General features: G+C 62.4%; 20 protein-coding genes and 1 other RNA gene. 10 read left to right on the plus strand and 11 right to left on the minus strand.

The genetic code is table 11. The features are described 5' to 3' along the window. Positions 1–130: 130 nt before the first annotated feature. The 5 genes from AD662_RS27070 to AD662_RS27090 form a co-directional block, all read right to left on the minus strand. Positions 131–1,135, minus strand: coding sequence for an extracellular solute-binding protein (locus tag AD662_RS27070; RefSeq protein ID WP_018610625.1), 1,005 nt, complete (start codon positions 1,133–1,135; stop codon positions 131–133). A 244-nt stretch (positions 1,136–1,379) separates the two neighbouring features. Then, a complete protein-coding gene (locus AD662_RS27075; protein WP_174553539.1) occupies positions 1,380–2,597 on the minus strand; it encodes a 2-octaprenyl-3-methyl-6-methoxy-1,4-benzoquinol hydroxylase in 1,218 nt (405 codons plus the stop codon). A 67-nt stretch (positions 2,598–2,664) separates the two neighbouring features. After that, positions 2,665–3,852: a 2-octaprenyl-6-methoxyphenyl hydroxylase gene (gene ubiH / locus AD662_RS27080; RefSeq protein ID WP_053182906.1), complete on the minus strand. Its 1,188-nt coding sequence runs from the start codon at positions 3,850–3,852 to the stop codon at positions 2,665–2,667. Next, entirely contained in the window at positions 3,849–5,180 is a 1,332-nt protein-coding gene (gene pepP / locus AD662_RS27085) for a Xaa-Pro aminopeptidase (protein ID WP_018610628.1), read from the minus strand. The genes ubiH and pepP overlap by 4 nt, the downstream gene beginning before the upstream one ends. 25 nt (positions 5,181–5,205) lie before the next feature. Beyond that, complete coding sequence (locus AD662_RS27090; protein WP_018610631.1) at positions 5,206–5,760, minus strand: YecA/YgfB family protein; 555 nt, start codon at positions 5,758–5,760, stop codon at positions 5,206–5,208. A 129-nt stretch (positions 5,761–5,889) separates the two neighbouring features. On the opposite strand from AD662_RS27090, the gene AD662_RS27095 reads away from it, so the two are divergent. The 4 genes from AD662_RS27095 to AD662_RS27105 all read left to right on the plus strand — a co-directional run bounded on the left by AD662_RS27095 (position 5,890) and on the right by AD662_RS27105 (position 7,343). Then, a complete protein-coding gene (locus tag AD662_RS27095) occupies positions 5,890–6,099 on the plus strand; it encodes a TIGR02449 family protein (RefSeq protein ID WP_003177365.1) in 210 nt (69 codons plus the stop codon). Then, positions 6,096–6,413 carry a cell division protein ZapA gene (locus AD662_RS27100; RefSeq protein ID WP_003177364.1) on the plus strand — a complete coding sequence of 106 codons (318 nt, stop codon included), beginning with the start codon at positions 6,096–6,098 and terminating at the stop codon, positions 6,411–6,413. The genes AD662_RS27095 and AD662_RS27100 overlap by 4 nt, the downstream gene beginning before the upstream one ends. Positions 6,414–6,443: 30 nt before the next feature. Continuing rightward, positions 6,444–6,623, plus strand: a non-coding RNA gene (gene ssrS / locus AD662_RS29065) — 6S RNA. A 114-nt stretch (positions 6,624–6,737) separates the two neighbouring features. Then, positions 6,738–7,343: a 5-formyltetrahydrofolate cyclo-ligase gene (locus AD662_RS27105; protein WP_053190052.1), complete on the plus strand. Its 606-nt coding sequence runs from the start codon at positions 6,738–6,740 to the stop codon at positions 7,341–7,343. A 35-nt stretch (positions 7,344–7,378) separates the two neighbouring features. Here AD662_RS27105 and AD662_RS29600 read toward each other — a convergent pair whose 3' ends face one another. Further along, positions 7,379–7,525 carry a hypothetical protein gene (locus tag AD662_RS29600; RefSeq protein WP_018610636.1) on the minus strand — a complete coding sequence of 49 codons (147 nt, stop codon included), beginning with the start codon at positions 7,523–7,525 and terminating at the stop codon, positions 7,379–7,381. A gap of 195 nt (positions 7,526–7,720) precedes the next feature. Between AD662_RS29600 and AD662_RS27110 the strand changes: the two genes are divergently transcribed. The 4 genes from AD662_RS27110 to AD662_RS27125 all read left to right on the plus strand — a co-directional run bounded on the left by AD662_RS27110 (position 7,721) and on the right by AD662_RS27125 (position 13,055). Beyond that, the gene (locus tag AD662_RS27110) at positions 7,721–8,170 is read left to right on the plus strand and encodes an EVE domain-containing protein (RefSeq protein WP_053190053.1); all 450 of its coding nucleotides are present in this window, start codon (positions 7,721–7,723) and stop codon (positions 8,168–8,170) included. Between the two features lie 81 nt (positions 8,171–8,251). After that, complete coding sequence (locus AD662_RS27115; protein ID WP_018610640.1) at positions 8,252–9,217, plus strand: HlyD family secretion protein; 966 nt, start codon at positions 8,252–8,254, stop codon at positions 9,215–9,217. Continuing rightward, positions 9,214–11,937 carry a ribosome-associated ATPase/putative transporter RbbA gene (rbbA, locus tag AD662_RS27120; RefSeq protein WP_053190054.1) on the plus strand — a complete coding sequence of 908 codons (2,724 nt, stop codon included), beginning with the start codon at positions 9,214–9,216 and terminating at the stop codon, positions 11,935–11,937. The genes AD662_RS27115 and rbbA overlap by 4 nt, the downstream gene beginning before the upstream one ends. Then, positions 11,937–13,055, plus strand: a complete 1,119-nt coding sequence (locus tag AD662_RS27125) for an ABC transporter permease (RefSeq protein ID WP_053190055.1) — start codon at positions 11,937–11,939, stop codon at positions 13,053–13,055. The genes rbbA and AD662_RS27125 overlap by 1 nt, the downstream gene beginning before the upstream one ends. Before the next feature lie 67 nt (positions 13,056–13,122). Here AD662_RS27125 and AD662_RS27130 read toward each other — a convergent pair whose 3' ends face one another. Beyond that, positions 13,123–13,539, minus strand: a complete 417-nt coding sequence (locus AD662_RS27130) for a flagellar basal body-associated protein FliL (RefSeq protein ID WP_018610646.1) — start codon at positions 13,537–13,539, stop codon at positions 13,123–13,125. A 151-nt stretch (positions 13,540–13,690) separates the two neighbouring features. Between AD662_RS27130 and AD662_RS27135 the strand changes: the two genes are divergently transcribed. Continuing rightward, complete coding sequence (locus AD662_RS27135) at positions 13,691–14,668, plus strand: NADPH:quinone oxidoreductase family protein (protein WP_053190056.1); 978 nt, start codon at positions 13,691–13,693, stop codon at positions 14,666–14,668. Positions 14,669–14,718: 50 nt separating this feature from the next. Here AD662_RS27135 and AD662_RS27140 read toward each other — a convergent pair whose 3' ends face one another. Further along, positions 14,719–15,306, minus strand: a complete 588-nt coding sequence (locus tag AD662_RS27140; RefSeq protein WP_235862421.1) for an energy transducer TonB — start codon at positions 15,304–15,306, stop codon at positions 14,719–14,721. A 340-nt stretch (positions 15,307–15,646) separates the two neighbouring features. Between AD662_RS27140 and glpT the strand changes: the two genes are divergently transcribed. Continuing rightward, on the plus strand, positions 15,647–16,996 hold the full coding sequence (gene glpT, locus AD662_RS27145; RefSeq protein WP_018610652.1) for a glycerol-3-phosphate transporter: 1,350 nt from the start codon (positions 15,647–15,649) through the stop codon (positions 16,994–16,996). Here glpT and AD662_RS27150 read toward each other — a convergent pair. From AD662_RS27150 to ubiD, 3 genes are all read right to left on the minus strand, one after another. Further along, a complete protein-coding gene (locus AD662_RS27150) occupies positions 16,972–17,640 on the minus strand; it encodes a gamma-glutamylcyclotransferase (protein WP_018610654.1) in 669 nt (222 codons plus the stop codon). The two genes, glpT and AD662_RS27150, sit on opposite strands and share 25 nt — an antisense overlap. 322 nt (positions 17,641–17,962) lie before the next feature. Next, a complete protein-coding gene (locus AD662_RS27155) occupies positions 17,963–18,931 on the minus strand; it encodes a CDP-6-deoxy-delta-3,4-glucoseen reductase (protein WP_053190057.1) in 969 nt (322 codons plus the stop codon). After that, the gene (gene ubiD / locus AD662_RS27160; protein ID WP_014340789.1) at positions 18,931–20,397 is read right to left on the minus strand and encodes a 4-hydroxy-3-polyprenylbenzoate decarboxylase; all 1,467 of its coding nucleotides are present in this window, start codon (positions 20,395–20,397) and stop codon (positions 18,931–18,933) included. Before ubiD ends, AD662_RS27155 begins: the two co-directional genes overlap by 1 nt. Positions 20,398–20,437 lie beyond the last annotated feature (40 nt).

Below are 20,437 nucleotides of genomic sequence, written 5' to 3' on the forward strand. Positions count from 1 at the left end.
TGATCTTTTGATCTTTTGATCTTTCGCTTGAGATTCAAGTGTCTGGGGAAAGATCGCAGCCTCGTTACACTCGACAGCTCCTACACAGCTCCTACAGGCCCGGCGGGAGCGAGCTCCCTCACCACAGGTCTCAGTTCCAGCCAGCGCGATCCATCAGGCGAATGGCTTCGGCCTGGCGCTTACCCGCGACTTCCACCGGCAGGGTATCAGCCTTGAACTTGCCCCAGGCTGCCACTTCCTTGGACGGCTCGACTTTCGGGTTGGCCGGGAATTCCTGGTTCACGTCGGCGAAGATGTTTTGCGCTTCCGCCGTGGTCATCCACTCCACCAGTTTCTTCGCGGCTTCCGGATGCGGTGCATGCTTGGTCAGGCCAATGCCCGAGAGGTTGATGTGCACGCCGCGGTCGGCCTGGTTCGGCCAGAACAGCTTCACCTTCAGGTCCGGCTTCTGCTGGTGCAGGCGGCCATAGTAGTAGGTGTTGACGATGCCGACATCGCACTGGCCAGCGTTGATTGCTTCAAGCAGCGCGGTGTCGTCGGAGAACACGTCGGTGGACAGGTTCTTGACCCAGCCCTTGAGGATTTCCTCGGTTTTTTCCGCCCCGTGGGTTTCGATCAGCGTGGCGGTCAGGGACTGGTTGTAGACCTTCTTCGAGGTCCGCAGGCACAGGCGGCCTTCCCACTCTTTGCCAGCCAGCGCTTCATAGGTGGTCAATTCGCTGGTTTTGACCCGTTCGGTGGAGTAGACAATGGTCCGCGCCCGCAGGCTCAAGCCGGTCCAGGCGTGGGAAGAGGCGCGATACTGGGACGGGATGTTGGCGTCGATCACCGGCGACGTGAACGGCTGGAGAATGCCCATCTGCTCGGCTTGCCAGAGGTTGCCGGCGTCGACGGTGAGCAGCAGGTCGGCAGTGGCGTTCTCGCCTTCGGCCTTGATCCGCTGCATCAGCGGCGCTTCCTTGTCGGTGATGAACTTCACCGACACGCCGGTTTTCTTGGTGTAGGCATCGAAGACCGGCTTGATCAGTTCATCGATACGCGAGGAGTAGACCACCACCTCATCGGCGGCCTGGGCGGCAGTGGTGCCGATCAGGGTCAAGGCGAGGGCGGACAGCAGGCGCTTGGTTGCCAACATGGTAGCGGTCTCTGGATGGTGAGCGAAGCGCAAATGATAAGGACTCACATTTGGCATCTCAATCGAACAATGGCTGGACACATTTCCAAATGTTGCAGCTTTGAGATCTGCCGTGTTTTGCGTCCGCCATCGCGGGCAAGCCTTGCTCCCACAAAAGCTTGTCCCACATTACACACCTGTGGTGTGCAAGAGTTTGTGGGAGCAAGGCTTGCCCGCGATAGGGCCATAAGCCCCAATACACCTCTCAGGCCTTGGCCAAATCCGGCAAATCCCCAATCAACCCCAGCGCCTCGCGCACGAACAACGCCTTGGCCTCAGGCATGCGGTCCACCAGCTTCAGCCCGGTGTTACGCAACCAGCGCACCGGCAGTGGATCGGCCTGGAACAAGCGCTCGAACCCCTCCATCGCCGCCATCAGCGCCAGGTTATGGGGCATGCGTCGCCGCTCGTAGCGGCTCAGCACCTTCACGTCTGCCAGTCGTTCGCCACGCCCGGCGGCCTGCAACAGCACTTCGGCCAGCACGGCGGCATCGAGGAAGCCCAGGTTCACGCCCTGCCCGGCCAACGGATGAATGGTATGGGCCGCGTCGCCGATCAACGCCAGCCCTTCGGCCACATAGCGCTTGGCATGTCGTTGGCGCAGCGGCACGCACAGGCGCGGGTCGGCACTCAGTACCGTACCGAGCTGGCCTTCGAAGGCCCGTTCCAGTTCGCTGCAGAATTGAGTTTCATCGAGCGCCATCAAGCGCTGCGCTTCACCGGGGGTGGTGGACCAGACGATCGAGCACCAATCGTGCTGACCGTCACGCTCAAGTGGCAGGAACGCCAGCGGACCGTTGTCGGTAAAACGCTGCCAGGCCGTCATTCGATGCGGCCGGGCGCTGCGCACGCTGGTGACGATGGCGTGGTGCAGGTAATCCCATTCGCGCGTGGCGACGCCGGTCAGGCGGCGCACAGCGGAATTCGCCCCATCGGCAGCGATGACCAGGGGCGCGCGCAACGTGCGGCCATCGGCCAGGGTCAGCAGCCAGTCGTCACCGGAACGACGCATCTGTTCCAGCCGGGCATTGGCCAGCAGGCCCAGGTCGCAGTCATGCAGTCGATCCAGCAAGGCGTCCTGCACAACACGGTTTTCAACGATGTGCCCAAGCGCCTCGGCGTGCAGGCTGGCGGCCGAGAAATGGATCTGCCCGGTGCCGCTGCCGTCCCAGACGTGCATGTCGGTATAGGGGCTGGCGCGGCGGGCGGTGATGCCGTCCCAGACGCCCAGGCGATCGAGGATCCGCTGGCTGGCCGTCGACAAGGCACTGACCCGCGGCTCGAACGCGGCCTGGGGATCAAAGGGTTTGACGCTCATCGGGCTGCCGTCGAGCAACAGCACTTGCAGGCCACTGCCCTGCAACGCCAGCGCCAGGGCGCTGCCGACCATACCGGCGCCGACAATCAGCAGATCTGCACGCAATTCCATGCTCTAAGCCTGTTTTGCTGGCGACATCAGCCGCCCATGAAAAGAAATGACAGCCCCGGCCTCAAGCATCGGGACGCGTCCCCAGCCCCATGGCCTGACGGGCGAACCAGCGCTTGGCCGGCGGCAGCAAGTCGAGGCCCAACAGGCCGAGGTTACGGCCCAGGGACACCAACGGCAGGTTGCTGGCGAACAGCCGCGTGACCTGGTCGGAAAAGCCCACGGTCAAGGCCTGATCCATTCGCTGACGCTCGCGATAGGCTTGCAACACGGCAAAATCCCCCGGCTCGCTTTCGCTGTCGAGCAGAGCATCGGCAAGAGCCTGGGCATCGCGCAGGGACAAGTTGAACCCCTGCCCGGCAATCGGGTGCAGGCTGTGGGCGGCGTTGCCCAGGATCGCCAGGTGCGGACGGACCTGTTCTTCAGCCTCCACCAGCGCCAGTGGGTACAGATGTCGCACGCCCACCTGTTTCAGGGTGCCCAGGCGATAACCGAACACGCCCTGCAATTCACTGAGGAAACTGCGCTCGTCGAGGGCCGCCAGCCGTTGTGCGTCCATGCCCTGGCGGGTCCAGACCAGTGCGCAACGATTCTCCGGCAGTGGCAACAAGGCCATCGGGCCGTCGTCGGTAAAACGTTCGAAGGCCATGCCGTTGTGGGCTTCGCTGGGGGTGATGTTGGCGATCAAGGCGCTCTGGTCGTAGGGTCGACTGCGCACGCCGATACCCAACTGCTCGCGCAGGCCGGAGCGGCCGCCATCGGCCAGTACGGCAAGGTCGCATTCCAGGGTGGTTTCGTCGTCGAGGGTCAGGCGATAACCGCCGACCAGCGGTTCCATCCGGGTGACCTGCGCCGGGCAACGCCAACTGACCACCTCCGGGTCCAGGCCTTGCCACAGGCACTGGCCGAGCCAGGCGTTTTCCACCACGTAGCCCAGCGCCGGCACGCCCTCTTCCATGGCCGACAACCGCGCCGTGGAAAACCGCCCGCGGTCGGACACATGGATCTGCTTGATCGGCTCGGCGCGGCGGGAAATTTCCTGCCAGACACCCAGGCGTTGATAAATTTGCCGGGCGCCATAGGACAATGCCGAGGACCGGGCATCGTAGCTTGGCTGCCAGGCGTCGCCGGGGGCGAAGGGCTCGATCAGCATGATCTTCCAGCCCCGGGCCTTGGCACCGGCCTGCAGGGCCAGCGCCAGGCTCGCGCCGACCAGGCCGCCGCCGACGATCGCCAGATTGACCCGGCTCATGCCGCTTGCGTCCGGGCGGCCATCAGGGCCTCGATGTCGGCGACCGTCTTCGGTACGCCGTGGCTCAGGATTTCACAACCGGTTTTGGTCACTACCACGTCATCCTCGATACGCACGCCAATGCCGCGCCATTTTTTCGCTACGCTGCGGTTGTTCGGACCGATGTAGATGCCCGGCTCTACCGTCAGCGTCATGCCGACCTCAAGTACCCGCCACTCGCCACCAACGCGGTATTCACCCACGTCGTGCACGTCCATGCCCAGCCAGTGGCCAGCGCGGTGCATGTAGAACGCCCGGTAGGCCTCGCTGGCGATCAACGCGTCCACCTCACCCTCCAGCAGCCCAAGGCGCACCAACCCCTCGGTAATCACCCGCACCGTCGCTTCGTGGGCCTGGTTCCAATGTTTGTCCGGCGCGATCTGGGCAAACGCGGCTTCCTGGGCAGCCAGCACTACTTCGTAGATTGCCTTCTGCTCGGGTGAAAACTTGCCACTGACCGGCCAGGTACGGGTGATATCGCTGGCGTAGCAGTCGATTTCACAGCCGGCGTCGATCAACACCAGGTCGCCATCCTTGAGAAGCGCGTCGTTCTGCTGGTAGTGCAGGATGCAGCTGTTGCGCCCCGCCGCGACGATCGAACCATAGGCCGGCATCTTCGCCCCGCCCTTGCGGAACTCATAGTCCAGCTCGGCTTCCAGGCTGAACTCATGCAGCCCCGGGCGCGCCGCCTGCATCGCTCGGATGTGCGCCTGGGCGGAAATCCGCGCCGCTTCGCGCATCACTTTCACTTCTGCCGCCGATTTATACAGGCGCATGTCATGCAGCAGATGATCCAGGGCAACGAATTCGTTCGGCGGCTGGGCGCCGAGGTGGGCCTTGGAGCGAATCACGTTGATCCATTCCATCAGGTGCCGGTCGAATTCCGGGTTGCTGCCCATGGCCGAATACACCCGGTCGCGGCCTTCGATCAGGCCCGGCAGGATGTCGTCGATGTCGGTGATGGGAAACGCGTCGTCGGCACCGTAGTCACGGATCGCCCCTTCCTGGCCGGCGCGCAGGCCGTCCCACAACTCACGTTCGGCGTTGCGCTCGCGGCAAAAGAGGATGTATTCGCCATGGGCGCGGCCCGGCATCAGCACCAGCACCGCTTGCGGCTCGGGAAAGCCGCTGAGGTACTGGAAGTCGCTGTCCTGGCGGTAGACGTGCTCGACGTCGCGGTTGCGGATCGCAACGGCGGCGGCGGGCAGGATTGCGATGCTGTTGGGTTCCATCTGCGCCATCAGGGCCTTGCGGCGACGGCTGTATTCCGATTTCGGGATATGAATCATGGGCAGACGGGGTTCCCTCTAAAAATTAATGCAAGGACGGCTTGGCGGCCGCTGCATCGGTTTTCTTGGTCTCGGTGAACAGCAGCAACGGTGCGACCCGCAGGTACTCCATCACTTCCATGTAGTCGCTTTCGCCGTCATCGGATTCTTCCAGGGCATCCTGGACCTGGGAGATCGCGGCCAGGTCCTGCAACACTTCCTTGGCCTCTTCGCTCAGCGCGTATTCGCGGCGGGTCAGGCCGAAACCGGCGAGGAAGCCCTGGCACCACTGGCCCAGCGCCGCGGCGCGTTCAGCCAAAGGGGCGTCGTCAGTGGGCAGCAGCAGGACGACGGTCATGTCGTCGCTGGTCAGCTCGCCCTTGACCATTTCCTGCAGGCCGATAAGCGCGTTGCGGACGTTGTCCGCCGGCTCGCCTTCCAGCAGTTCGGCGGCGTCGGCCAACCAACCGGCGGCATCGAAACCGGCGCCGGCGCAACTGCGGCCGAGCAACAGGCCATGCAGTTCGGCGGGCGAGACAGGATGACCGCTGGTGCTCAGCAGGGTGGCGAATGCTTGATACGGGGAATTCTGAATGGGCATGGGCAGCTAGGCGCCAGACGGCGCTATGTCTAGAATGGAGGCCTTGTATCCTACATCGACAGACTCGCCAAGACTATCAGAGGCTGTGCGACCCATACCCTCCATCAGACACAATCTTCAGTGGACACAATGGAAGACACCGACCTGCAAGCGCTGATGGCCAGACTCGAACTGCTAATTGACCGGGTCGAGCAACTTAAGAGCCAAAACGGACTCCTATTAGCTCAGGAAAAAACCTGGCGCGAGGAACGCGCGCACCTCATTGAAAAAAACGAAATCGCCCGGCGTAAGGTCGAATCGATGATTTCGCGCCTCAAGGCCCTGGAGCAAGACTCATGAGTTCAAGCAATAGCGTTACCGTGCAGATCCTCGACAAAGAATATTCAATCATCTGCCCCCAGGAAGAGCGTAGCAACCTGGTGAGCGCCGCCCGTTACCTGGACGGCAAGATGCGCGAAATCCGCAGCAGCGGCAAAGTCATCGGTGCCGACCGCATCGCGGTGATGGCCGCCTTGAACATCACCCACGACCTGTTGCATCGCCAGGATACGCCTGACCTGCAGGTCAGCGGCTCGACCCGTGAACAGGTGCGCGACCTGCTCGATCGGGTGGATCTGGTGCTCGCCACCGATCCAGACGTCAGCAAAGGCTGATTCGCGAGACTGCCTGGGGTATACTCGCATCACTCCCTGGGGTGCTTGCCAGTTGGTGATGTCCCTGAGCCGATACGCACAACCACGGGGGTTGCACGTTGGGGCCGGTGTGCATGTCCGCTTGACGGAAAGCCTTAACGCCCCCTGCAACTTCCACCTTGAACTTTCGGGTTCAAGGGCTAAGCCGACAGCGGTTCATCCGGGGAGCCTGATTCCAGACAATGCCAGTCCATGTGGACTGGCATTGTCGTTTCCGGCGCCGGCATTTCTGAGCAGCCTGTTTTGCGGTTACGCTGTGGCATCGCCACTGCGTGAAGCACTGATATGACCGAACCTGCGCTGCTGCCCCGCCCGCAACTTCGACGCCTGCTGCGCCAGGCCCGTCGTGCCCTGACGCCCGCCCAGCAACGGCAAGCCGCCCGCGGACTGTACAAACAACTGGCCCAGCATCCGCTGTTTCGCCGCGCGAAGCACATCGCCCTGTACCTGCCCAACGACGGCGAGATCGACCCACGCCTGCTGCTGCGCGCAGCCCAACGCCGGGGCAAGACCACTTACCTGCCGGTGCTCAGCCCGTGGCCGCAGACCAAGATGGTGTTCCAGCGCATCCACCCCGGCGAAAAAATGCAGCCCAATCGGTTTCGCATCCCCGAACCACGCAAGAACATCGCCCGGCAACGCAAGGTCTGGACGCTGGACCTGGTGTTGTTGCCATTGGTGGGGTTTGACGATGCGGGCGGGCGGCTGGGCATGGGCGGCGGCTTTTATGACCGCAGCCTGGCGTATCTGGCGCGACGCAAGCAGTGGCGCAAGCCGACGCTATTGGGGCTGGCCCATGAATGCCAGAAAGTCGAACGATTGGCGCAGGCAAGCTGGGACGTGCCGCTGCAGGGAACGGTCAGCGACAGGCATTGGTATATCGCAGGATAGACGCCGCGGTAGTCAGCGGCGCCAGGAAAGCGGGTTCAGCGTTTGAGCGATGGCGCAGGCTGGGTGATTTCCACCGGCGCATCGGCCTTGTTGGCCCACAGGCTTTGGGCGTAACCCGTGGTCACGACACCCAGACCGAACAGAATGACCAAGATCCACAACAAATCCGGTTTGCGTTTCATCGATTGCCCCCCTCAAGGCACATCACACACGATGACAGCAGCGGTTTTCTTATTGGCCGTGCAGCAGCGTCAAGCTTGGAAGGCCGGCATTTTGCGGCAACCGGCCCCGACACGCAAACTCTGGCGTCAACCGACTGTCGGTTTGTCATAAAATCGCTGAACTATTTTTTTCAACACCGCCAAGGAGTAGCAATCATGGCCTATTGGCTGATGAAATCCGAGCCCGACGAATTATCCATCCAAGGTTTGGAAACGCTCGGCCAGGCACGCTGGGACGGGGTTCGCAACTACCAGGCGCGCAATTTCCTGCGGGCCATGGCGGAGGGCGACACGTTCTTTTTCTACCACTCCAGTTGCCCCGAGCCAGGCATTGCCGGGATCGGCCGGATTGTCCGCGCAGCCTACCCCGACCCGACAGCGCTGGAACCCGACAGTCATTACTTCGACCCCAAGGCCGGCCCGGACAAAAACCCCTGGAGCGCGATCGACGTGGCCCATGTCGAAACGTTTCCCCATGTGCTGAAGCTCGACTACCTCAAGCAACAGACCGCCCTGGCTGAAATGCCACTGGTGCAAAAAGGCTCGCGACTGTCGGTGATGCCCGTCACGGCCGAACAATGGGCCGCGGTGATTGCCCTGCGCTGATCGCCAATGAGTTGATGGATATCAAGCTGGATCGGCCATTGATCGCGCAGACTTCGATGCTATAGCCGCAGGATGCCGGACATGTCGACGAACCATCGTACCTCGCGTTTTTTTGCCTTTGCCTTGATGGCCGTGTTGCTGGCCGCCGGCGGTTTCGGCTACTGGAAGTCACGCCACGATCGCCTGCCGGAAGGCTTGAGCATGGGCAACGGCCGCCTTGAGGCCACCGAGGTCCAGATCGCCAGCAAGACGCCCGGGCGCCTGGCCGAAGTTCACGTCGACGAAGGCGACAACGTCATCAAGGGCCAAGTGCTGGCGCGCATGGACACCCGCACCCTGGAGGCCCAGCGCAACCAGGCCGAAGCCGAAGTCGTGCGTGCCCGGCAGAACCTCGCGGCCACCGAAGCCAACGTGCAGTTGCGCCAGAGCGAACAATTGCTCGCCCATCAGGAACTCAAGCGGACCCAGGAACTGTTCAAGCGCGGTTACGCCAGCGGCCAGGTCATCGACCAGCAACAAGCCCGCGTCGACACCGCCAACGCCGCGGTCAACGCCGCCCGGGCCCAGGTATCGGCAGCGAATGCGGCCATCGGCGCGACCCTGGCCCAAGTGGCGCAGCTCACCAGTGAAATAGATGACAGCACGTTGCGGGCACCCCTCGACGGCGTGATCCAGTTGCGCCTGGCCGAGCCGGGTGAAGTACTGGGCGCCGGCGGCCGGGTGTTGCTGATGATCGATCCGAACGACCAATACATGAATCTCTACCTGCCGGCCTCGGTGGCCGGGAAACTCGCGGTGGGCGATCAAGCGCGCCTGCTGCTCGACGCCCTGCCCGAGCGACCGCTGCCGGCCAAGGTCAGCTTCGTCGCGGCCAAATCCCAGTTCACCCCGAAAGAAGTCGAGACCCGTGATGAGCGCCAGAAACTGGTGTTCCGCGTCAAGGTACACCTGACCCAACCCGGCGAAGTGCCCCAGGCCAAACCCGGCATGCCCGGCGCCGGCTATGTGCGCACCGCCCCCATCGATTGGCCGGCCAACCTGCAATGAGCAGCGCCCTCGGCGAGGCATTGCACGCTTCGGGCATCGAGCATCGCTACGGCCAGCAGGTAGCGTTGAGCGATATCGCCTTCAGCCTGCCCGTCGGCACTCGCTGCGGCCTGATCGGCCCGGACGGCGCCGGCAAATCGAGCCTGTTGGGGCTGATTGCCGGGGTGAAAAAACTCCAGCACGGCCAACTGGACGTGCTCGGCGCCTCGATCGACGACCGACGCCATCGCAATACCCTCTACCGACGCATTGCCTTCATGCCCCAAGGGCTGGGGGGCAACCTTTACCCGGACCTGTCGATACGCGAGAACATCCGCTTCTTCGGCACGCTGTTCGGGTTATCGCGGACAGACTGCGAACAACGCATGGGCACCTTGCTGCTGGCCACCGATCTGCAGCGTTTTGCCGATCGTCCGGCGGGCAAACTGTCCGGCGGCATGAAACAGAAGCTCGGCCTGTGCTGCGCACTGATCCATGAACCGGACCTGCTGATTCTCGACGAACCCACCACCGGCGTAGACCCGCTGTCCCGGCGACGCTTCTGGGAACTGATAGAAGACGTGCGCCGACAACGCCCGCAACTGACCCTGCTGGTCGCCACCGCGTACATGGAAGAGGCCGAACAATTCGAGCATTGCCTGATGCTCGACAACGGTCGCCTGATCGCCAAGGGCTTGAGTGCGGAGCTGGCCAAGGTCACCCCGGACGACAAGCTCGACTCGGCCTTCACCCACTTCCAGGGCGACAGCGGCCGCGATGCCGAACCGCTGGTGATTCCCCCCAGGAGCGCCGGCACTGCCGACATCGCCATCGAAGCCCACGACCTCACCTTGCGCTTCGGCGATTTCACCGCCGTCGACAACGTCAGCTTCGCGATTGGTCGCGGTGAGATCTTTGGCTTCCTGGGTTCCAACGGTTGCGGCAAGACCACCACCATGAAGGTGCTGACCGGGCTGATCCCCGCCAGCGAAGGCAGTGCCCGGCTGCTGGGCAACCCGGTCAACGCCAAGGACCTCGCCACCCGCAAGCGGGTGGGTTTCATGTCCCAGAGTTTCTCGCTGTACGGCGAACTGAGCGTGCGCCAGAACCTGGAACTGCACGCCAAGCTCTTCGACCTGCCCACGACGGACAGTCGCCAGCGCATCGACGAACTGATCCAGCGCTTCAATCTCCAGGCACTGGCGGAGCAGCCTTCCGGCGCGCTGCCACTGGGCCTGCGCCAGCGTTTGTCCTTGGCGGTGGCGGTGCTGCATCGCCCGGAAGTGCTGATCCTCGATGAGCCGACCTCGGGTGTCGACCCGGCTGCGCGGGATGATTTCTGGCGGCTGCTGATCGAGTTGTCTCGCGAACAGGGCGTGACGATTTTCCTTTCCACGCATTTCATGAACGAGGCCCAGCGCTGCGATCGCATTTCGCTGATGCACGCCGGCAAGGTCCTGGCTTGTGACACGCCGGCAGCCTTGCAGGCGCAGTTCAACGGCCAGACGCTGGAAGCCGCGTTCGTCACCTGCCTGGAAAAAGCCCAGGGCGAGACGCAGCAAGACGCCGCCCCCGTGACCCTCGACAGTGCCGACGCCCCCCGGGACCGGCGCGGCCTGAGCCTCGGTCGCCTGTGGGCCGTCGCCAGCCGGGAGGGCAAGGAGCTGCTGCGCGACAAAGTGCGGATGGCGTTCGCCCTGCTGGGGGCGTTGTTCATGATGGTGGTGTTCGGCTTCGGTATTTCCCTCGATGTGGAGAAACTGGCCTTCGCCGTGTATGACCAGGATCAGAGCCCGCAAAGCCGTGCCTACCTGGAAGCGTTCCGCAGCTCACGCTACTTCGAAGAGCAGCCGATCATCCGCGACGCAAAGGAGCTGCACCGACGCTTGCAGCGCTCGGAGATCAAACTGGCCCTGGAAATCCCTCCCGGTTTCGGTCGTGACCTTTACGCCGGCCGCCAGCCGACGGTGGGCGCCTGGCTGGACGGCGGCATACCGTTTCGAGCCGAGACCAGTCGCAACTACGTCCAGGCCGTGCACCAGGCCAACCTTGAGCAATTGACTGAATTCAGCAGCCGCGCGCCGACCCGGCAACCCGGCGCGACGCTGGAGACGCGCTTTCGCTATAACCAGGACGTGGTCAGCGTCAACGCCATTGGCCCCGGGGTCATGGCGCTGATCCTGGCGTTCATCCCGGCCATGTTGACGGCGCTGGGCATCGTGCGGGAGAAGGAGCTGGGCTCGATCACCAATTTCTACGCCACGCCGCTGACCCGCCTGGAGTTCCTGCTCGGCAAACAAGTGCCCTACCTGGCGGTCAGCCTGATCAACCTCGCCCTGCTGACAGCGATGAACCGCTGGCTGTTCGGTGTGCCGTTCAAAGGCAGCGGCCTGACGCTGGCGGTGGGCGGCCTGCTCTATGTACTGGCGACCACCAGCATGGGAATGCTGATCTCGGCGTTCACCCGCACCCAGATCGCGGCGATCCTCGGCACCATGATCATCACCAGCCTGCCGACCATCCAGTTTTCGGGGCTGATCGTGCCGCGTTCGTCCCTGGAAGGGGCCGCCTCGGTGATGGGCCAGTTGTTTCCCGCCGGTTACTTCCTGGATATCGCCGTCGGCACCTTCACCAAGGCCCTGGATCTGCGCCAGCTATGGCCGCAATGCCTGGCGCTGGGCGGGTTTTTCCTGGGCTTCACCGGGCTCAGCCTGATCATGCTGAAAAAGCAGGAGGCCTGATGCACACGCTTTCACATATCTGGCGTCTGGGGCTCAAGGAGCTGACCAGCCTGCGCTACGACTCCGTCCTGCTGCTGTTTTTGGGCTACGCCTTCACGGTGGCGATCTACATGCCGGCCGCCGGCTCGGTGATCGGCGTCCACAACGCCAGTGTCGCAATGGTGGACGAAGACCAGAGCCATCTTTCGCGCCAATTGGCCCAGGTCCTGCAACCGCCGGAGTTCCAGCACCCGGCGGCCTTGCCCTATGCCGAACTGGACAAGGTCATGGACAGTGGCCGCTACACTTTTGTCATTAACGTGCCCGCCAACTTCCAGGCCGACCTGCTCGCCGGACGCGAACCAACGCTGCAACTCAACGTCGACGCCACGGCCATGAGCCAGGCGTTCATGGGCGCCGGCTACATCGGACGGATTTTCCAGCAGGAGCTGACGACCTACGCCGGCCAGGCACAAACGAGCGAAGCAACACCCGTGAGGCTGACCACGCGTTCGCTGTTCAATACCAACCTGGAAGGTGGCTGGTTCCTGGCGGTGATCCAGATCGTCAACAACATCACGATCCTGGCGATCATCCTGACGGGGACCGCGCTGCTGCGCGAGCGCGAACACGGCACCCTCGACCACTTGCTGGTGCTGCCGCTGACGGCATTGGAAATCATGCTGGCGAAAATCTGGAGCAACCTGCTGGTGGTGGTGCTGTGCACCTGGGCGTCGCTGGAAATCATCGTCAAGTTCGCTCTGGGGGTTCCACTCGCCGGCTCCATGGTGCTCTTCCTGCTGGTGACCGCACTCTACCTGTTCGCCAGCACCTCACTGGGCATCTTCCTCGCCACCCTGGCCCGTTCGACGCCGCAATTCGGTTTGCTGGCGATCCCGGTCATCATCCCAATGCTGCTGTTGTCAGGCGGCAGTACACCGCTGGACAGCATGCCGCAATGGTTGCAATGGGTGATGCAGGGCTCGCCCTCGACGCATTTCGTCAGCCTCAGCGCGGCGATTCTGTTCCGAGATGCCGGCACTGGCGTGATCTGGCCGGACCTGCTGGCGCTGGCGGCCATCGGGCTATTGTTCTTTGCAATCGCCCTGGCCCGGTTTCGGAAAAGCCTGGCGTCTTGACGAAAAAAAGCAGCCTTGGGCAGCGCCAGGAGATCCGGGCACTGCCAAAGGCTGCGATCGAGCCGGTTTACTGAATGATCAGGTTGTTGAACAACAGGTCATCGACCATCGGCTTGCCGGTTTCGTCGTTCATCACCTGCTGGGTCTGCTTCAACGCTTCCTGGCGCAGCTTTTCCTTGGCTTCCAGGTTATTCATGGCCTCGGTGGTCTGCTGGGCGAACAGCGCCACCAACTGGTTGCGAATCAGTGGCTCGTTGGCCTTGACCGCCGCAGCGGCGGCGTCACCGGTCACGCGCAGGGCCACGTCGGCCTTGTAGACCTTCAGTTTCGCCGTACCGTCGAGCCCATAGTTGCCGACAAAGGGTGGGCTGAGGGTGATGTAGCTGACCTTCGGCGCCTCGCCTTCCTTCGCTTCCTTGCCCTCTTCGGCCATCGCTGCCACAGGCAACGACAGGGCCAGCATCAACATGATCCACGCTTTCACAATTGATTTCCTCATCCGGTTTGCGGCCCAGCATACCGACCCGCCGTTCAAGCACAAGCTTATGGCCGGCTATCAGGGCGGGGCATGCTCGTTGACCCGTTGTCTCTCACACCTACACTTATCGGCCATCACTCCCAAAGGAATAGCCCTGATGAAAGCCGTGCTGTGCAAAGAATTCGGCCCCGCCGAATCGCTGGTGCTGGAAGACGTCGCCAGCCCCGTCGCCAAGAAGAACGAAGTGCTGCTGGACGTGCATGCCGCCGGGGTGAATTTCCCTGACACGCTGATCATCGAGGGCAAATACCAATTCAAGCCACCCTTCCCGTTCTCCCCCGGCGGCGAAGCGGCGGGCGTCGTCAGACAGGTGGGTGAGAAAATCAGTCATTTGAAAGTCGGCGACCGGGTGATGGCGTTGACCGGCTGGGGTAGCTTTGCCGAGCAGGTGGCGGTACCTGGCTACAACGTGTTGCCGATCCCCGCGTCCATGGACTTCAACACCGCCGCCGCCTTCAGCATGACGTACGGCACCTCGATGCATGCCCTCAAGCAACGGGCCAACCTGCAACCCGGCGAAACCCTGCTGGTGCTCGGCGCATCCGGTGGTGTCGGCCTGGCGGCAGTGGAGATCGGCAAAGCCATGGGCGCCCGGGTGATCGCCGCTGCCAGCAGCGCGGAGAAACTCGCCGTGGCGAAGGCCGCTGGTGCCGACGAATTGATCAACTACACCGAAACCAGCCTGAAGGATGAAATCAAGCGCCTCACCGACGGCCAGGGTGCCGATGTGATCTACGATCCGGTGGGTGGCGACCTGTTCGACCAGGCCATCCGCGCCATCGCCTGGAACGGCCGGTTGCTGGTGGTGGGCTTTGCCAGCGGACGCATCCCCGAACTGCCGGTGAACCTGGCCCTGCTCAAAGGCGCCGCCGTGGTGGGCGTGTTCTGGGGCTCCTTCGCCCAACGCCAGCCCCAGGACAACGCCGCCAACTTCCAGCAATTGTTCGGCTGGTTTGCCGAGGGCAAGCTCAAGCCGCTGGTGTCCCAGGTCTATCCGCTGAGCAACGCTGCCCAGGCGATCAATGACCTGGGGCAGCGCAAGGCGGTGGGGAAGGTGGTTGTGCAGGTGCGCTGAATGCGTCAAAGCGGTCAGGCCTCCAACCGCCGGACCGCTATTGACCCGCACTAAAGCAACTCACGAATCTCCTCCGGCAGCATCCGCACATACCGTGCCGCCGGAAAACTCCCGCAACGCTGCACGATCGAGGGCAGGAGCCTGTTGAACCGGGCGATCAAGGCCAGGCGCTCGGTTTCCGGTAGCTGTTTGACGAGAAATACATTGGATAAATAGAGGCGTGTGTAGTGGAACGGGAGCAAGTCCTGCACCCATAGCTGGCCCTTGGCGTGTGCGTTGATGTCCGAGCACTTCCAAGTCTTGATCCATTTATTGGCATCCAGTGGTAAGCCATCCAGGCGGAACTCGAAGGGCACTATAACGTGCGTCTGCGCTGGGTGTTCGTGATCCACCGTCCATGGCTTGAAGCGCCATTGGCTCACGGCCTCCCGTGCGGCCTCGGCGAAATCCGGATGATCGCTGTGCAGAATCGCGATCTCATCGACACGACCATCGGCATGCACCGTGAAGCCGACCCGGGCCACACCCGCGATGCCCTTCCCGACCAGAGTCGTCGGGTAATCCGGCTTGGGATTGTGTTCGGGCACCAACAACACATCCGCTGCCCCGCTCGTACCGGACAAGCACAGCAACAGCATCACCACACACCACCTCATGCCCTTACCCCTCACCTGAATGCCAGACCTGGCAAAGATATAAAGAGTAGAGGCCGCGGCCTTGGGGCTGAATAGCGAGACTTCCCATTTGGGTGAAGGACGTTTCCCACTGTCCTGCCCCGCAGCCACCGATGCGCCGCATGAAAAAAGCCTGTGGCGACATTTCCTACAACGGCGTTCGCCGATGCCTGAGCGACATGTTCGTTTAAGAACATTCAATCAGAAAAATTTCGCTTTTTAAGCGATAAGAACCAATGCTATTTTCGGTAACGAAACTGTAACATTCGCATCCGCCGCCATAACAAGAACCAGGAGCACTTGAATGTTTGCTTTCTTTCGACCTGCTGTACACCAGGCAACCCTGCCTGAAGAAAAAATAGACAGCACCTACCGACGCCTTCGTTGGCAGATCTTCGCCGGGATCTTCATTGGCTACGCCGGCTATTACCTGCTGCGCAAGAACTTCTCCCTGGCCATGCCATACCTGATCGACGAGGGTTACACCCGTGGTCAGTTGGGCCTGGCCATGTCGGCCATCGCCATCGCCTATGGGCTGTCGAAGTTCCTGATGGGCCTGGTGTCCGACCGTTCCAACCCACGTTACTTCCTGCCCTTCGGCTTGCTGGTCTCGGCGGGGGTGATGTTCGTGTTCGGTTTCGCGCCTTGGGCAACGTCCAGCGTGACCATGATGTTCATCCTGCTGTTCATCAACGGCTGGGCCCAAGGCATGGGCTGGCCGCCCAGCGGACGGACCATGGTGCATTGGTGGTCGCAGAAAGAACGCGGCGGCGTGGTGTCGGTGTGGAACGTGGCGCACAACGTCGGCGGCGGCCTGATCGGCCCGTTGTTCCTATTGGGGATGGGCTGGTTCAATGATTGGCACGCGGCATTCTATGTGCCCGCTGCTGTCGCACTCGTCGTTGCGGTGTTTGCCTTCGTGACCATGCGCGACACCCCACAATCGGTGGGCCTGCCGCCGATCGAGAAATACAAGAACGACTACCCGGAAGGCTACGACGACAGTCACGAGAACGAATTCAGCGCCAAGGAAATCTTCGTCAAATACGTGCTGCGCAACAAAATGCTCTGGTACATCGCCATGGCCAACGTGTTTGTCTACCTGCTGCGCTACGGCGTGCTGGACTGGGCGCCGACCTACCTCAAGGAAGCCAAGGGCTTCACGGTGGACAAGAGTTCCTGGGCCTATTTCTTCTACGAGTGGGCGGGCATTCCCGGCACGCTGCTGTGTGGCTGGATGTCGGACAAGATCTTCCGCGGCAACCGTGGCCTGACCGGCATGGTGTTCATGGCCCTGGTGACCGTGGCGACGCTGGTGTACTGGCTGAACCCGGCCGGCAACCCGACCGTCGACATGATCGCCCTGGTTTCCATCGGCTTCCTGATCTACGGCCCGGTGATGCTGATCGGTTTGCAGGCACTGGAACTGGCGCCGAAGAAGGCCGCGGGTACCGCCGCAGGCTTCACCGGTTTGTTCGGTTACCTGGGTGGTTCGGTCGCGGCCAGTGCCGCCATGGGCTACACCGTGGACCATTTTGGCTGGGACGGTGGTTTTGTGCTGTTGATCGGTGCCTGCCTGCTGGCGATGGCCTTCCTTGCGCCAACCCTGTGGCACAAGCAGATCGCCAGTCAGAGCCGCGAAGCGATCGCCTGATCCAGCGCTGATTTGCAGCGCTTGAGCCGCGCCTCCAGATTCCGGTCTGGCATGGCGTGGCTGCGCAGGGCGTGGATGGTCTGCTCGACGTAATCGCGAGTGGTGCCGTAACGCCCACAGGCGCTTTCGAACACCTGGCTCAGCACATGGTCCGGCAGGTTGCCGGCATAGCTGGGCAGGTGTCGCTCCAGGACAAACCCCAAGGCTTGCACCCGGCTGCCATCCTCGAGACGGCAACTGAGCCAGTGTGGGCGATAGGACGGGACCGGCATCTCGCGCTGCCACAGGGCAAACAGCGAGTCCTCGAGATTCTCCTCCGGCAACCGGTAGGCGAAACCGCTGCACGAACCGCCGCGATCCAGCCCGAACACCAGCCCCGGCAACTCCGGTGTACCGCGGTGTTCGTGGGACCACAGGTACAAACCGCGATGATAACCATGGACCCGGCCGCGCATCCGCTCCACCGCCGTGCATTCGGGCCGCCAGATCAATGAACCGTACGCAAACAGCCAGACCGGACCGCCCTGGTGAAGGCTCATGGTCAATTGCATCGAGGCGAGCAATTGCTCACGGGTCAGTTGCGGACCCAGGTCGAGCCTTGGCGGGTACAAGGCACAGGCAATGGCGGATTCGATAGCGGTCATGGCCGGTAGCGGTTGGCTCCTCGCGGGTCAAAGAGTTAGGTCGCGCGCCGTCATGATGCTGGCGCACATAGAGATCAAGGCAAGTTGGATGCCACTCCTGCCTATGATGTTGGCATATACCTTAACGACATCCAGTGCGCGCGCTAAATATCGAATCGATATATCGTCAGGCCTATAACCCTGTGGGAGCAAGGCTTGCCCGCGATGAAAGCGATGCGGTCTTTCAAAGATCGAGGTGCCTGTTTCGCGAGCAAGCTTTGCTCCCACAAAGCACAACCCCTTGCGACAAAAAAGCAGACCTCAAGCAAACTTCGAGAGTGGCTCAAGCCCGCGGCGCATACGCAAACACGTCGGCGCGCATTTGATGGGCGTCCATGCCGGCTTCCACCAGCGCATCGAGCGTAGCGTAGATCATGGCCGGCGAGCCGCTGGCGTAGACGTGCACGCCGGAAAGATCGCTGATGTCCTCGCACACGGCTTCGTGGAGCATGCCGCAGCGCCCTTCCCAACCGCACAAGTCGCTGACGACTTTGTGCAGGAACAGGTTCGGCAGCTTTTTCCATTCATCCCAATGCTCGATTTCATAGAAATCTTCCGGCCGCCGCACGCCCCAATACAGGTGCACCGGGTGCTTGAACCCCGCCGCCCGGCAATGCTCGATCAGGCTGTGCATCTGCGCCATGCCGGTTCCGGCGGCGATCAGTACCAACGGGCCATCGGGCAGTTCGGACAAATGCGTGTCGCCAAAAGGCATTTCGATACGCACGCTGGGGTTGCGTCGCAGTTGTTCCAGCAGCGCCTGTGCACTGCTTTCGCGCACCAAAACATGCAACTGCAGCTCACGTCCGGAATGCGGCGCCGAGGCCAGGGAGAAGGCCGATTTTTCGCCGCTCTCCCGTTCGATCATCAGGTACTGCCCGGCGTGATAGCGTGGCGGCTTGCCGGCCGGCGCACGCAGGCGCACTCGCCAGACATCGCCCCCCACGTCGGCGCACTCGACCACCTGGCACGCCAGGTTGCGTACCGGCAGCTCACCCGGCGACAGCACGCCATCCCATAACACCACGCAGTCCTCCAGCGGCTCGGCGATGCAGGTGAAGATCTCACCGTGATCGCGCACCTCACCCGCCTGTTCCACACGGCCCTCCACCAACAACGCGCCACAGACGTGGCAGTTGCCGTTGCGGCAGCTTTGCGGGCATTCATAGCCCAGGCGCCGCGCGCCATCGAGAATCCGCTCGGCGGGCCGGATCTCCAGCACCGCCCCGGAAGGCTGCAAGGTTACACGCATCAATCTATTCCTAACTGATTCCAGATGGCATCGATCCGTTGGGTAACGGCTTCATCCTTGACGATAACCCGGCCCCACTCACGGGTGGTTTCACCGGGCCATTTATGCGTGGCATCGAGCCCCATCTTCGACCCCAGGCCAGACACCGGCGAGGCGAAGTCGAGGTAATCGATCGGCGTATTCTCGATCATCACCGTGTCGCGCTTGGGGTCCATGCGCGTGGTGATGGCCCAGATCACATCGTTCCAGTCCCGTGCGTTGATATCGTCGTCGGTGACGATAACGAACTTGGTGTACATGAACTGTCGCAAAAACGACCAGACACCGAGCATCACCCGCTTGGCATGCCCCGGATACGACTTCTTCATGGTCACCACGGCCATGCGATACGAACAGCCTTCCGGCGGCAAATAGAAATCGGTGATTTCCGGAAACTGCTTTTGCAGGATAGGCACGAACACTTCGTTCAGCGCCACGCCGAGAATGGCCGGCTCATCGGGCGGACGGCCGGTATAGGTGCTGTGGTAAATCGGCTTGATCCGATGGGTGATGCGCTCGACGGTGAACACCGGGAAGCTGTCGACTTCGTTGTAGTAGCCGGTGTGATCGCCATACGGACCTTCATCGGCCATTTCGCCAGGATGGATCACCCCTTCAAGGATGATCTCGGCGGTGGCCGGCACTTGCAGGTCGTTACCGCGGCATTTCACCAGCTCGGTGCGGTTGCCCCGCAACAGGCCGGCGAATGCATATTCGGAAAGGCTGTCGGGCACGGGCGTGACGGCGCCGAGGATGGTCGCCGGGTCCGCGCCCAGGGCCACCGACACTGGGAATGGCTGGCCGGGGTGTTTTTCACACCACTCACGGTAGTCCAGGGCACCGCCGCGATGGCTCAGCCAGCGCATGATGACCTTGTTGCGGCCAATCACTTGCTGACGATAGATGCCCAGGTTCTGGCGATCCTTGTTCGGGCCCTTGGTGACGGTCAGGCCCCAGGTGATCAGTGGCCCTACGTCGCCCGGCCAGCAGGTCTGCACCGGGAGCATGGCCAGGTCGACATCGTCGCCCTCGATCACCACTTCCTGACAGATCGCGTCCTTGACGACTTTCGGCGCCATGGCAATGATCTTGCGGAAAATCGGCAGCTTGGACCAAGCGTCCTTCAGGCCTTTCGGCGGCTCGGGTTCCTTGAGGAACGCCAGCAGCTTGCCGATTTCGCGCAGTTCGCTGACCGCTTCGGCGCCCATGCCCAGGGCCACGCGTTCCGGCGTGCCGAACAGGTTGCCCAGCACCGGAATGTCATAACCCGTCGGGTTTTCGAACAACAGCGCCGGGCCTTTTGCGCGCAGGGTGCGGTCGCAGACCTCGGTCATTTCCAGGACGGGGGACACCGGCACCTGGATGCGCTTGAGTTCGCCGCGCTGTTCCAGCCCGCTGATAAAGTCGCGCAAGTCGCGATACTGCATGCAAAAGCCTCATGGTGGCCGTGGCGTTCGGGGGCCCGAG

This window comes from Pseudomonas kilonensis (genome assembly GCF_001269885.1).
Classification (GTDB): domain Bacteria; phylum Pseudomonadota; class Gammaproteobacteria; order Pseudomonadales; family Pseudomonadaceae; genus Aquipseudomonas; species Aquipseudomonas kilonensis.